The organism is Acidobacteriota bacterium (genome assembly GCA_038040445.1).
Taxonomy (GTDB): domain Bacteria; phylum Acidobacteriota; class Blastocatellia; order UBA7656; family UBA7656; genus Onstottus_A; species Onstottus_A frigus.
This window is the reverse complement of record JBBPIG010000027.1, coordinates 1-14,458: the sequence shown is the minus strand read 5'-3', so window position 1 is coordinate 14,458 and position 14,458 is coordinate 1. Positions and strand designations below refer to the sequence as shown.

8 protein-coding genes and 1 pseudogene are annotated in these 14,458 nt (G+C 56.3%); 7 read left to right on the top strand and 2 right to left on the bottom strand.

Annotated features, from left to right (window positions below; translation table 11 throughout):
* Positions 1-61: 61 nt before the first annotated feature.
* The 7 genes and pseudogenes from AABO57_23445 (at position 62) to AABO57_23415 (ending at position 10,379) form a co-directional block, all read left to right on the top strand.
* A complete protein-coding gene (locus tag AABO57_23445) occupies positions 62-247 on the top strand; it encodes a hypothetical protein (GenBank protein ID MEK6288683.1) in 186 nt (61 codons plus the stop codon).
* A 1,528-nt stretch (positions 248-1,775) separates the two neighbouring features.
* Positions 1,776-3,293, top strand: coding sequence for an efflux RND transporter periplasmic adaptor subunit (locus AABO57_23440; protein ID MEK6288682.1), 1,518 nt, complete (start codon positions 1,776-1,778; stop codon positions 3,291-3,293).
* Positions 3,280-6,462, top strand: coding sequence for an efflux RND transporter permease subunit (locus AABO57_23435; protein ID MEK6288681.1), 3,183 nt, complete (start codon positions 3,280-3,282; stop codon positions 6,460-6,462). Before AABO57_23440 ends, AABO57_23435 begins: the two co-directional genes overlap by 14 nt.
* A 113-nt stretch (positions 6,463-6,575) precedes the next feature.
* On the top strand, positions 6,576-7,949 hold the full coding sequence (locus tag AABO57_23430; GenBank protein MEK6288680.1) for a TolC family protein: 1,374 nt from the start codon (positions 6,576-6,578) through the stop codon (positions 7,947-7,949).
* A 10-nt stretch (positions 7,950-7,959) separates the two neighbouring features.
* Entirely contained in the window at positions 7,960-8,652 is a 693-nt protein-coding gene (locus AABO57_23425; GenBank protein MEK6288679.1) for an efflux RND transporter periplasmic adaptor subunit, read from the top strand.
* Positions 8,595-9,272 (top strand): annotated as a pseudogene (locus tag AABO57_23420) (efflux RND transporter permease subunit). The gene AABO57_23425 and the pseudogene AABO57_23420 overlap by 58 nt, the downstream one beginning before the upstream one ends.
* A 390-nt stretch (positions 9,273-9,662) precedes the next feature.
* Positions 9,663-10,379 (top strand): hypothetical protein, encoded by a 717-nt coding sequence (locus tag AABO57_23415; protein MEK6288678.1) that lies wholly within the window; start codon positions 9,663-9,665, stop codon positions 10,377-10,379.
* A 168-nt stretch (positions 10,380-10,547) separates the two neighbouring features.
* Here the strand turns inward: AABO57_23415 and AABO57_23410 are convergent, their stop codons facing one another.
* On the bottom strand, positions 10,548-10,676 hold the full coding sequence (locus AABO57_23410; protein MEK6288677.1) for a hypothetical protein: 129 nt from the start codon (positions 10,674-10,676) through the stop codon (positions 10,548-10,550).
* Positions 10,677-10,788: 112 nt separating this feature from the next.
* Positions 10,789-13,719 carry a hypothetical protein gene (locus AABO57_23405; protein MEK6288676.1) on the bottom strand — a complete coding sequence of 977 codons (2,931 nt, stop codon included), beginning with the start codon at positions 13,717-13,719 and terminating at the stop codon, positions 10,789-10,791.
* Positions 13,720-14,458 lie beyond the last annotated feature (739 nt).

Genomic DNA, 14,458 nt, shown 5'->3' with positions numbered 1-14,458 from the left:
TAAAAGCGGCTGTGCTTGAGGAGCATCCGGTTACGGATACGTTTCGCGTAATGTAGATGAGATGGCCGGACACTGCCGAGAAGTCTGCGAGATCAAGGAAAAGCTTGACACAACTGATCCAGCCACCGAGGAGTTCTATTCTCTAATGGCCAGGCTTGATACGCTCTTGATGAGCATCGGCCTGACAGCCCGTCATCTCAGAGCCGAATCAGAATGCATGGATGGAATGTTCGAGCCCGAATGGTGACCACCAACGCTGGCAGAACAAGGGCGATCATGAAGCCTCTTCTATTGGGCTGCTATGCGTGATAACGATTCGGACCCCATCGTCTGAATTCTGAATGATCCGGTCTGTTGATTGCGTCTGTATGTAGTGAGGCGCTACGTAATCGACAGAACTAGACACCGAAAAGCACCACTCTTTTCGATTGGGTTTGATTCACCAACAGTCACAGGGCAACCTGGAACTAAGGTTCGTGTAACAGTAAACATAAACCGCTCAGTCGGATTCACCGGCAATGTGACTGTCACTCCGCCTGATCCCGCAATGGGCATAATTCCAAAGCCGCCTGATCCGATCGCGACAACAGACACGAACGTAACATTCAAGTTGAAAATCAAGGGAGGCGCGGCACTCGGCCCGCATCAGGAAACATTCACAGCCCGTGATGATTCGGGCCACACTAGTAACTGCGACGCTCACCGTTATCGTTCAATAGCGTGGCGACGCGTGCAGGGATTGCCTGGTAGAGCAGCCTTGGGTCGTAGGATGTGACGCTCATCATTCGGAGTCTCGACAGAAGTTTAGGGTGTGGGTAACTGCGGCCGTAGAAAACGAGGCTTGCGTGAGACTGAAGCCGTAGTACAAATTTGACGTATGTCACAGACTGACAAGAGAATTCTCTCAGTCGTCGGGCTCGGCGACGCCGGCCATTGAGGAATGTCATGTGAGTGCCAGGTTTCCAGTAATGCGCTTAATCGAGCAAGAGTCGAGACAACAGCGGACCTTGCCCTCAGAATTGGATAGCACACAGAGGTCATCACCGAAGAAGAAGTCAGTGGTTGTTTACAACTCCAGCGACAGGGAAACAAAGAAAAAGAAATCTGCGTCCTCGAATCATTTCACGCGTTGAAGGCGGATTGATTACGATTATTGACTATGGTACAGTCAGTGGTTCATGCAGGTAAAGGGACTCACCAAGAAAGAATACCTAGATCGTGGCATTGTGGTCTTCCTTCTAGTCTTCACGCTCCTAGACCTCACATATCGAATGCCGTGCTGCATAGAGGAGACAGACATCGACGGCGGGAGTGCGTCTCTAATAGTCACCGCTAGTATTATTGGGGTAAGTAGCATCATCGCCTCGGACTATTCCCAAACAGAACGTCACACGAAATCCGGTGTTGCTAGCGAAGGCTGTTTTTGCTGCGCCCATGCTTTACCTGGATCTGCTCTAATAGTTCCACCGCTGGCAGCGAACGTCCTTGTGACAGATCTCAAGGACAACTCCATACCCTCGCCTCCCTCAAACAGCCCGTTTCACCCTCCACGCTTGTCCTAATTTCGCCAGTACGCCATTGCTCCGCTCGGGGACTCCGAGTGCGGCGCGGATTCTCAATTCTTGGCGCGTGTGTCTGATTCGTGCGTAGACCCTTCAATCCGCTCCGGGTACCTGAGCTTCGTTGAGGAGAGCATTGGAAGGTGCCCGATAAGCAATGATAGTTGCGTGAGCTGCAAGGCAAGCTACGCGATTCAAAGAGTGATAGGCGACAAAATGAAACATGATAATGTGACTGTGACGGACGACACTGCGCATAGAGGTTTAGAACGCGATCCGGCTACGGAGGCGCCGCGAGTCAGCGATGAAACTGGCCGAGGCGGAGCCGTTGTTGACAGAACCACAGAAGGACGCGCGCTAGATCCTCCATCCCGCCGCGTGCTTTTGATCGGCGCGGGTGTCCTGCTTTTGTTCCTTGTGATTGGTTACATGCTATGGCCAAAGCCGAAGGCGAAAACCGTTGTTGTCGAGACGCCTCCTACCCTTCAGGGCAAGCACGCCGGGGAGGAGGGAGAGCATGGTGACGAGCACAGCCAGGAAGGAGCAATTGAGATCAGCGACGAGACGGCCGAGTTGGCCGGGATAAAGACTGAGGAGGTTACGCAGGGTGAGATAGAAGACACGATCGCGACAACCGGCAAGGTGCTCGTCGCGCCAAACAGCCAGGCGATCATCGGCGCGAAAGTGGACGGACGCGCAGTGCGCATTTCAGCCGAACCGGGGCAGCGCGTGGGCGCCGGGCAGGCGCTTGTGCTCGTCGATAGCCCCCAGATCGCCGATCTGCGCGGTCAGTTGATCGAGGCGCGCGCGAAACTCAACCTCGCCGAGCAGAAGCGGACAAGAACGGCGATGAGCGAGAACCGAGCGGCAGTTATTCAATCGAAGAACCGACTCGATCTGGCCGAGGCTACACTTCAACGAAAAAAACGGCTGGCTGAGCTTGGCGCTGCCGCCGGGCGGGAGGTGGCCGAGGCCGAAATGGAATACAAGAACGCGAAGGCCGAGTACGAGTTCCAGTCGAGCATTCAAATCACGCGCGAACAGCAAGAGGCCGCAAGTGAGGTAGAACAGATGCGCGCCGTTGTCGCGCGGCTCACCCAGTCGTTGTCAGCGCTAGGCGCAAGCCCCACTGGCCAGGGTGGAATGATCAGCATTGCCTCCCCAATTGCAGGCACGGTCGTGGACCGGCATGTCACGGTAGGGCAAGCAGTAACACTGGGCACCGAGCTGATGACCGTGATGAACCTGGCGAGCGTAATCATCGAAGCGCAGCTACCGGAGTCGTATGCCGGCCGCGTGCAAGCTGGACAACGCCTCATAGCGCGCATCCCCGGCGCGCCCGACGGAATCTTCGAAGGAAAAGTTCAGTCGGTGGGCAGCACTGTCGATCCAGCAAAACGCTCTGTTGCCGTTCGCGCTCGCGTCACCAACACGGGCACACACCTCATGCACGAAATGGCGGTCGAGGTGCGTATCGTGACCGGAGGGCGCAAGGAGGCGCTGCTGGTGCCGGCTTCGGCGCTCGTTGATGAAGAAGGCATCAAGGTCGTTTACGTGAAGGAAGGCGAACGCTACGAGCGCCGGCCAGTGAAAGTGGGGACGATCAACTACCAATTCGCCGAAATTCTGAGCGGAGTTGAGGCTGGAGAGCAAATAGTGACAGCCGGCGCTTATCAGATCAAGAACATGGCGAAAGGCGGCGGCGAAGAAGGGGGACACCATGACGATCACTAAAACGGAGCGCGGCGGGCTGCTTAATCGCATCATAGAGTTCTCTCTGCGCAACCGGCTCCTGATAGCCTTCGCAATCATCCTCGCCTCGATTCTGGGATTCATTGGTTACCGGGCGATGGAGACAGACTTATTCCCTGATCTTTCCTCGCCGGTCATCATAACGATTGTCGAGAATCCAGGGCTGGCCGCACAGGAAGGCGAAACGCTGATCGCCCGCCCATTGGAATCTGCATTTCGGAGTCTGCCCAATGTCGTGCGCGTGCGGTCTGAGTCCGAGATCGGGGTCGTATCCGTACGCACGGAATTTCGGTTCGGCACCGATTACTACTTGGCGCGCCAACTGCTTGCTGAACGGCTCGCCACGGCAGCTCGCAACTTTCCTGCAGGCACAGCGCCGCCTGTGCTCTCATCAGCCGCCTCAAGGCTGGGCGAGGTGCTGCAGGTCTATGTGGCAAAAGAAACCAAAGAAGGCGAAGAGGTAGACAAGAAGGAACTCAAGGAGACCGCCGACTATCTCATTCGTTACAAACTTCAGACTGTGCCTGGCATTATCCGCATCACCTCGCATGGAGGTGAGCGCCGTCAGTACGAAGTGGTCCTCGACCCTGATCGGATGCGAACCTACAACATTTCGCTGAACGAGGTAGTTGACGCGCTCGGAGAGTCGAACGAGAACTTCTCAGGCGGCTTCATCACCGGCACCGCGACCGAGATGGACGTGCGTGGGCTGGGGCGAATCAACTCACTCGAGGATGTCGGGCTGGTAGTGATCAAAGTGCGGGATGGCTTCCCTGTCCTTGTGCGTGATATCGCTGATGTCCGCGATGGCGCGGCGGTGCGACGCGGCATAGCGCGTGTCAACGAAAGGGAAGCAGTCCTGATGACCATCGCCAAGCAGTTCGGCACAGATACGTTATCCGTTACTGATCGGGCTAAGAAGGCCCTTGAAGAATTGAAGCCCTTCATGCCGGATGGCGTCTCGATGGTGACGGTCTTTGATCAATCTGAGCTAATCAACGTCGCAACAAAGACGCTGGAAGAAGCCCTCCTGATCGGCGGTGTGGCGGTCGTGCTGATCATCTTTCTATTCCTCGGTAATATTCGCTCGACGCTGATAGCAGCTATTACGATCCCTGTAGCTGTAGTGATCAGTTTTATCTTCCTTCGCGCGTGGGGCGTGACGCTCAACATCATGTCGCTGGGCGGACTGGCCGTCGGACTCGGCATCATGGTGGACGCGGCCATTGTCGACACCGAAAACATTTTCCGGCATCTGAAAGCGAACCCCGATAACTCGCTGATGGCAACGCTGCGCGGGGCGAGCGAGGTACGCCGGCCGGCCGCCTATTCGACGGCGATCATCATAGTGGTGTTTCTGCCGCTCCTATTCCTTTCGGGATTAGAAGGCAAGATCCTCGCCCCGTTCGCGGCCACAGTTGTCGTGCTGATGGCCGTCGGCCTCATTCTGTCGCTCACGCTGACCCCCGCGCTATGTTACACGCTCCTCCGCAAAGTCGCTTCAAAGCTTAAAGATGAGAGCTGGCTAGCAAGACAGTGTGAGCGCGTTTATGAGCCTGTGCTGCGATCATCATTAAGGCGTCCTGTTCGCGCGGTGGGCGCGGCGGCAGCCATCTTCATTTTATCGCTTGTACTCTTGCCATTCCTCGGCACGGAGTTGTTGCCAAAGATGGACGAAGGCGCGTTGCTCTTGCAGATGAACACACCGCTCGGAACAAGCCTTGGCGAAACCGATCGCATCGCTTCGCAAGTGACCAAGGTGCTCGAAGGCGGGCCGGACATCGCAGCCATAGTTCAGCCGACAGGTCGAGCCGAAAGGTCTGAAGACCCGATGCCCGTCACCGTAGCCGAGCACATCATCCAGCTCGTGCCGCGCGCCGAGCGTAAACACACTATCCCGGAGATAGAAGAATGGGTGCGCGAGCGGTTGAAGAAGGTGCCCGGTGTGGCGGCTTCTATCACCACCCCGCTGAATATGCGGATTGACGAATCCATCTCCGGAACCTCGGCCGCCCTCGCCGTTAAAGTCTTCGGCAGCGATCTCGATACGCTCGCTCAGAAGGGCGCGCAGGTCAAAGAGATTGTCGAGAAAGTGCCGGGCGTCGTTGATGTGCGCGCGGAACAACTCGAAGGCGTCCCTCAAGTGGTCATTGCCGTTGACCGCGAACGAGCGTCCCGCTTCGGCCTCAATCCCGGCCAGCTTGGCGATTCGATTGAGGCGCTGTTGGGTGGCCGTGAGGTCACCACTGTGATCAAGGATCAACTGAAAGAATACCCGGTCGTGGTGCGGCTGCGGGAAGAGAGTCGCGACGCGCCTGAAAAACTCGCCGGCCTCATGATCGATACGCCGACGGGCCAGAAAGTGCCTCTCGGCGACATTGCGAGCGTGCGCGTCTTGCGCGGGCCAGCCAGCATCAAGCGAGAGGACCAAGTCCGGCGCATCCAGGTGACGATGAACGTAGAGGGACGTGACATAGGCTCGGTGGTTGCCGATATCGAGAAGGGACTGGCGGGGTTAAAACTGCCGCCCGGATACTTCATAAGTTATGGCGGCGGCTACGAGCGGCAGCAAGAAGTGGCGGGAGAGCTGACACGCGCGTTTGTCATTTCGTTGCTTCTGGTTTTTCTCCTGCTGTATGTGGCCTTCCGTTCGGTGTGGCAAGCGTTGCTTATACTCGCTACGATCCCACTGGCGCTGGCCGGCGGGTTCATCGCCTTGTGGGTCACCGGCACTACGCTCAACGTCTCATCAATAATCGGCTTGCTCGCTCATTTCGGTCTGTCCGTGCAGAAGGGGTTGATTCTCGTTGAATATATCAACCAGCTACGCGCCGAAGGGCACGGTCTCCGTGAGGCGTTGTATATCGGCGCTCACACCAGGATGCGCCCGGTGTTAATGACCGCGGCTGCGGCTGGGCTCGGCGTGCTTCCGATCGCAATCGGCTGGGGCGCCGGCGCGGAGCTTCAGCAGCCGATGGCGATTGCGCTGATCGGCGGGCTGATCACCTCGACTATCTTAACGCTCGTTGCACTGCCGGCGCTTTATGGGATGAGCGAGGGCCTGCACGAGAAAGTCGTCCTATCGTGGTCGCAATGGCGCAGCCGGCGTGCCGAGGTTCAGTCAGCCGCACCCGCCTCAGTGGGAGATTAGTAGGAGTCGAGAGCATGCGCACGTCTCGGCGAAACCCACAGACATTGAACAGAGAGGTCGTAACCATAATGCTTTCTAAACCTACGCGAGCGAATTTACTGAGCTGGATTCTAATGGCTCTTGTCTCAACACATATTGCTTACGGGCAGAACCCTTCTATCGAGACCGGAGTCGTCTCTCTTGGTACGGAGCGATCACGATTATTTGATCGGGGATCAACTGCGCGCGCCGCTGACACGTTGAGCACCGTAAGCGCCACGCTCTCCCGCTACATAGATCCAGTGCAAGGCGCTTCGTCCAACGACCTGGTTCGCCGTGCCCTTACCTCGAATGCTGAACTAGCAGCCGTAAGACTTGACATAGAGCGCGGGCGGGCTCGGTTGCGTCAAGCGGGTCTTCGGCCAAATCCAACGGTTGACTTCGAGCAGACAACCGGACGCTTTACGAACTCGCCTGGCGAACGGGAGACGAGCGTCGGATTTGCGCTACCGATTGAACTCGGGGGGAAGCGACAGCGGCGTATTGATCTTGCGCGGGTTGAGCTAGAAGCGGCTGAAGCCGAAATCGCCGATAAAGAGCGACGGCTTGCAAACGAAGTGCGCGTGTCTTACGCCGAAAGCCTGGCTGCGCTCCGAGAGCTGCAAATCACAGAGGAACTAAGCAACGTTGATGTTCAAACTGCTCGCATAGTCGAGGCTCGCGTAACGGAGGGTGACGCAGCCCCGCTTGAGCATAATCTTCTGCGGGTTGAAATTGATCGCCTGCGGGCGCGGCGCGCGCTCGTCGAGGGCCGCCTGCAAGCGGCGTTGCTCAAGCTCAAGAGCATCACCGGCACGCCCCTGAGCGAGCCGTTGCGACTGCGAGAAGAATTGACGGCTCCTGCCTTTGCCGAGCCCCCGGACTCGATAGAGGCGTCCGTTGACATCGCACTCCGCACTCGTCCTGACCTCAAACTCGCGCGGTTGAGTGAGGAGGCGGCGCGGGCAGGACTTCGCCTTGCGCGCGCACAGGCGACACCGGACGTTACCGCCTTCAGCAAGTACACAACCAACCGGTCGAGCTTCGACAACACGCCCATTGGCACACTCCGCGACCAGGACAAACTGCTTTCGTTCGGCGTCTCGATCACCATCCCTGTCTTCAATCGGAACCAGGGTGCGAAGGCGGAAGCCGAACTTGCAATCTCACAGGCGCAGCGCCGCCGCGAGTTTGCCGAGCAGGTGGTGCGCGCCGAAGTCCAAAGCGCATACAGGCGATATGAAGCCGCGCGCTCTGCAATTGCCACTTATGAGCAGGGCGTGCTTGAGCGTTCGAGGCAGAACATTACAGCGGTTCGCGGTGCTTATCAGGTAGGGGCATTCCGTGTGACCGAACTGTTATCTGAGCAACGCCGCTTCGTAGACTCGCAGCGCGAGTTTACTGAGACGCTGGCCGAATACTACCGCGCCCTGGCTGACCTTCAATCGGCAATAGGTACGAAGCCATAGTGAGGAAAGAATGACAGACGAAAAGGATTACTCCATAAGCGAACCCGCTGACGGTGAGCGCAACATTCGCAACGCGCGCATCTCCGCTCGCAATCGCAACCTGCTCATCATCATAGGGACGGCTGTTTTGGCAGGGGTCATAGCCCTGTTCATGTGGCCCAGGCACGAAAGCGCGGATAAGAATCGCAAAGATGCTTCGACGGAGAGTAAGCAGGCCGATGCGCATGAGGAAGACGCAGACAGTGAAGTTGAGTTGTCACCAGCAGCCTTTGCCGCCGCAGGCATTGAAATAGTTGAAGTGAGTGAGCGGACAGCCGTCGCCCTGCTGCGCGTGACCGGCGCAGTCGAAGCCAACCAGCAACAAACGCAGCAAGTGACGCCCCTTGTGTCAGGCCGGGTCGAGCGCGTGAATGTCGTCCCCGGCGACCAGGTGCGAGCCGGCGCGGCACTGGCCGTCGTTTCAAGTCCTGAAGTGGCCGAGATGCATGGCAAGCTCCACGAAGCAGAGACCCGCCTTGCATTGACCGAGCAAAACTATGCTCGCGTACAACGCGCGGAAAACCGCGTCACCGTGATACAGGCGAAGGCTCGGCTAGACGAAGCCGAGGCGACTCTGCGCCGAACGAAGCGGCTTATCGAGTTAGGCCTGCTCAAATCTCAAGAGAAGACACCCGCCGTCGCATTGTCGTCGAGCTTAATGTAAGGGGGCGCGACATCGCCAGCTTCGTCAAAGACGCGCAGGCCGCGATCGAGGAGCGGGTCGAGCTTCCCAGCGGATACTACATTCGCTGGGGCGGGCAGTTTGAGAACCCCCAGCGCGCCTCGGCACGGCTGCTGATCGTGGTGCCACTGGCGCTCTTTCTCATCTTCGTCTTGCTGTTCACTACCTTCGGCTCTATCAAGCAGGCGGTGCTCATCTACACAGGGATTCCCTTTGCGATTGTGGGTGGAGTTCTAGCGCTCGCCTTGAGCGGAATGCCATTCTCAATCTCGGCGGGCGTGGGCTTCATCGCGCTGTTCGGCGTGGCGGTGCTCAATGGCGTCGTGATGGTCAGTTATATCAACCGGCTGCGCGATGAAGGCCGAACCATCGAACAAGCGGTAAGCGAGGGAGCCGAGACGCGTTTGCGCCCCGTGTTGATGACCGCGCTCGTGGCAAGCCTTGGATTCATTCCGATGGCTATTGCCACTTCAGCGGGAGCGGAAGTGCAGCGTCCGCTCGCAACGGTCGTGATCGGGGGTCTGATCACATCAACGTTGCTGACGCTGCTGATTCTACCGACGCTCTATCGGTGGTTTGAGCGTGGCCGCGTCGAGTATTGAAAAGTCGTTGCTTCGCACGGCCATTCATATCGCCGCGCGGGGTGTGTCATTGGTCGTGGATGGATCAATCGCATATTTGCGTTGCAGGCAAGTAACGGCGGTATTCGAATTGATTCATCGAACCCAAGAGCCCGCACGCAAGCCTGGACCACCGCGCAATGTCTCCAGGCCGTTCTGTCTAGCCAGCCAAACTTAGAGAGATATGTTCCTCAGATCAAGGCCGCCTTGAACTACCTTGAGAATGCGCGCCGCTCTTATCCCCAGCAAGGTTGGGGGGTGTTTGAGGAGGACAAGGACACTCTCGCAGAGATAGCCGGTTGGGTGACTTTGGCAAACATTTCGTCGCTCGAATCGCGAACAAAAATATGGAGCGACGCAGAGCGCGCGCAAATGCTGGGTCGCATACAGCGCGATCTCACACGACTCGTTGAGAGACAGGATGAATCCGGCGGGTGGTCTCCAGTGCAGGTGAGAGGCGAGGAGTTCACCAGAGTCTATCCAACACTAATGGCGGTTTGGAGTCTGCTGGAGACAAAAAGATCCGAATCCTTAAACGAGCTTCTCGGAAATCGTTTTGATGAGAATATCAAGAAGGGAATCGACTGGCTTTTGAGGGCCTACAAAGAAGGGATCGGTTGGGAGCCTAACCCTCACAGACAGTCTCAATTTGAACGGTTTGAAGGACTCACGGCGCAGGTTCTCTTTGTGTTATCTCGAGCAGAGAAGTATTTCCCGGATCTCGAGCAAAACGACAAATACATCAGCGCCGAAATGGCGTTCACAGATTCTATGGATGTCCACCGCAGCATAGGAGACAACAAACGCGTCCCCGATTCTGATCAGTACATCCACACCCCCAACAAGACCTACAAGCTGGAAGGATCAACCTCACTGTGGTTTCCCTGGTCCTTTGCGGAACCAACCCACCTGTCAACGGATTCAAGCTTGAAGGAAAAGGAGAAGATGGCTCTCCGTCTACGTCGGGATGTTTTAGGTTCAGTCTTTCAACAACTCAGCCTATACGTGGGGAGCCAGCCGCCTTATGTGCTGGCGGAGTTTCTGCTTTGCTTATCCAATAGCATCGACATACCTCCGGCAGAGAGCTGATTGCTTGCCTGATGACAATCATCTAACGCCGAAAGGCCTGCAGATAATAGTCATCACCGGAGCGCATGAGGAACAAACTGGTTCGGTTACGAAGTAGTTCTCCGAACACGGTCGTGCAGGGGCCACGACCGGACCTTCCGTCCCACAGTCGCGTACTCGGTTTATCATTCAACGCCGCTCGGGACCAGACCCGGCGGCGAGAATCTTCACATCTCGCGCACCGAGAAAAGCCTCTACCTCGGCTTCGTAGCGCGGTGGCTCAAGTGGCTCCCCTACATCGCTGGTGATTCTTTCCACTTCGCTCGCTCAATATCCGAGATTCTTCTATCCGGGGATTGACCATTGTTCGCCGGTCAATGTCTTTCGCCTTGGATTTAAGTGATGGGTTCTTTCTCCTCCCTTAATTCGATTACCGTGAGCCGAGCGCCCCGCTTTGCACTCTGCGCTCCCTGATACCGCTTGTGCTATTTCGGCTGGCGGCAGTCTTATGAGCGGCGAGTTTCTTTCCCAACCTTAATTCAATCGCGGTTAGCCGAGCACTCAATGCAGCGATCTGCGCTGTCTGATTCCGGCTGGATTCGAGCAGGCGGCTTACTGTGGGATCACGGTGGATCAACCCAACAGCGGTTCGCACCGACTTCACTCCGGGGTCCGCGGAAGACTCCCAAGCCTGCCCCACCACTTGCTCGAATTGTTCTGAGCTTATGCAATCGGGCGAGACCGCTATCCCGGTGCCATCGTTCAGGCCAGACGCTACGATGAAGTCGCCAGCCTTCACCGCTCCACGCAGACGCACTTGCGCTTGCCCGATAAATGCCACAAGCTCATACCCATCACGAGCCTTTTCGCCTGGGTCGTTGCCGGCGACAATCGCGCCGGTGCTCACCGCCATCACCTTTGTCACGCCACGGGTATGTTTTGTGATCCGGCCGGCGTGTAGACCCACGATTTCTCCGGGTTGAATCTTCTCAGCGGGGTTGAGGCGCGGCAGCCATTCTGCATAGTCGCTGCCGGGGCTGCCAATCTGGACACCACCATCACCGTTGCCTTGAATCGAACCGACGGATTCCGCGTCATCGTTCCAAAAGCTGATGTAGTGGTTACTATGTGCGGGGGTATGCACCTCGCTTAGCTGGAGCAACAGCACTTGCGGAGTACGGCCGATACCGGGTGGGCCTTCGTCGGGTTCGTTAGGAGACGTATTTACGAATCGAGCGATGTGTTGGTCCACAAGCCAAGGGCCTGTCACATAATGATCAATTACGCTACTCTGAACGTGGAACTTATTCGTCGGATTGGTAGTGCCAATGCCGACGTCACCGGAAAGAGATTCCATCGTCAAGAGCGTATTGCTCGTTCCGTCGCTATTGTGTGAACGAATCTTGAATCTATCACCGTTGCTCGCATCGTTCCTAATACTCCACTTTGGGAGTCCCTGTTCAGCCAGGTACAGAACCGGTTCCTGTCCCGAAGGCGCATCGATAGAAACGGCCGCAGCTTCCGTCGCTGTAGCTTGCGTGAAGTGCGCAACGACATTATTGATTCCGGCAACCCCCCCGCTTGCTGTGCCCGGGCCGACTACATGAAGTGGGTTTGCTGGCGCGGTCGTGCCTATGCCGACCCTGCCAATGACGTCAATCCGCATCCGTTCGGTTGGGGTAAAAGTCGTGCCTGGGAAGAACACATTGTCGGTGAAGAACCGAATGTTACCGTTGGTCATACTAGTTATGGACTTGCCTGGAGCGCCTACGGGGACCCAGTCGCGACCGTTCCACCTGGCCCCACTGGATAGGGTTGCCGAGCCATCGGCGCTGACAAGATAGCCGCCGCTCTCTGTTGATGTATCCGTAAAGTGGATTTGTGAGTTTGTATTTACTACATCGAGCCTCGAATTGGGAGCGGTCGTTCCTATGCCGACGTTGCCTGTTGACGACTGGATGAACATATTCGTGGTGCTGTCGTCCCCAGCCCTGAAATGAATGTTCCTAGATCCGCCGTTGATCGTCGCCAACACGATATTGCCGTTGGCGTCGGACCTGATCCGTGCCTGTTCAGTTCCATTGATCCTGAATGATAAAGGGATCTGACTGCCCGTAGACTCCAAGATCCCAATAGGTGTTGCGCTGTTGCTCGAAGCGCCGAGCGCATGAAGTCTCGCCGCCGGGTTAGTCGTGCCGATGCCCACGTTCCCACCAGCGTTCACTCGCATCCTCTCTGCTATGGTCCCTCCTGTACCGGTCGTCCGGAAGATCAACGCCGCCGCATCGTGCGCTCCGGAGTCCAAAAACATCTGTCCAGGTAAATCTGTGTTATTTCCAAAGAACTGAATCGCCGCTCCCGTTGGATTCCCCGTAAGCGGAAAGGCCATTGCGTAGAACCTTAGCCCTCCACTACTGTTCGGCATCGTGATGTCTCGACAACACCCCGCCGGCGGTGTGAAGAAGATGTTCCCATTGACCGTCAGGTCTTCGCCGACAAATAACTCCGGCCCGACCGTCTTGTCACCCTTCCCTTTTTTCCCCGCTTTGCTGTTTTGATCCCATGTCTTCGAGTTGTTCCCTTCCTTGAACACCGGATCTTTGCTGGGGTCTTTGATTTGGTCTTTGGCGGCTGTGGTTTGTATTGTTCCGTCGGGAAACATGATGCCCTGGCTTGATCTGATCAGTCCGGCGACGTCGAGCTTCGCTTGCGGATTAGAAACACCAATCCCCAGATTGCCTTCCGCGGTAAGTCTGAGATGCTCGAGTATTTTATTGCTGAAGAAGTCCCCGCTGCTGATTGACAATCCCCCGCTCCCGCTGACCAGATGAGCCCCGCTCCCGTCGTGCGCAACAACGGCCGCCGCCGGCGACTGTTCCGGCTCGAGAATGGTCAAGCTGACATCTGCATCTGAATTCATATCGGCTGTTTGAGCTTGAGCGGCGGTAAGCAGTGAACTATCGGACTGACTCAATCTGAGCGATTGATCGCGCAAGCTGGCAATTACTTGCTTTCTTGTGATCTGGCCTGAACGGTCTTTGACAGTAACGACGCAGAGGTATGATCCAGCGGAAACACGCTGTCCCTGCTTATCTGACGAGGGCCAATCAATCACATTGCCTGGTTTGAAGCCCGAGTCAAACATCGTCTCGCCGGACGCGGCGATGACTTCGAGACGCATCTGGATCAGTTCTCCAAGAGATACGAAGCGTATGGACTCACCGGCGACGGAAGCGGTGACTAGCCTGGATTGAATCTTCTCAGTCGAAGCTATATTTGGTTGAGGGTTCTGGGCATACAGCGTTATCGACAGTACTAAGAACCCGATCGTAGAGAATGTAGGGTTTGACAATTTCAACATGACAGTGCCTCCGGTTAGTCAGGTTATTCCACAACCAGGAACGGGCCCGGTTTGACCGGCCTTTGTTCCGGCTTGTCTCATTGCAGCCCGGCTCAGGGTCCTGGAACACGAGCACGCCTCATGAGTTCTCCTTTTGAAGACAGTGCTTCAAACAGTTCCGGCAGACGAGCAGGTCACCGCTTGCGGTTTCAATCGAGTGAATTTCTTCCGCAGCAATTCGTCTGATCACTTCTCGTCCACTTACTCCTGAGACCCTCCCTGTAGAATCCAAAGACAACATCTTGACTTCCGTTTTGCAGTTCGGACAGAATCCGTAGATCTCCGTGTCGCGGCTCAACCGAACGATAAAGATTTCGTGCTTTCGGTGGTGATTCGGAATTTCTTTCCTTTTGGGGTCATATGTTCTAGAATTGCGCCGCGACGGAAACAATTAGCCTTCTGAGCCAACTGCTTTCGCAAAGCCTTTCAACGTACCTTCCGTTGATGACTGGCATTAAACTGTGTGCGCGAGAGAAATGTCTTGAAGTTTTTCTCCAATAAATCTCCATTCGTTTACCGGAGGTTTCTATGAGCAGTGAAATTAAGCGTCTTAGGCAATTCGGAAGGTTTCGGTTAGACGCCCAGAAGAAAGTTTTGTGGCATGATGGCGAACCCGTAAATCTGCCTTTGAAGGAGATCGAACTGCTTTGCGTGTTGACCGAAAACGGCGGTGAAGTCGTCACCAAGAACGAATTGCTGG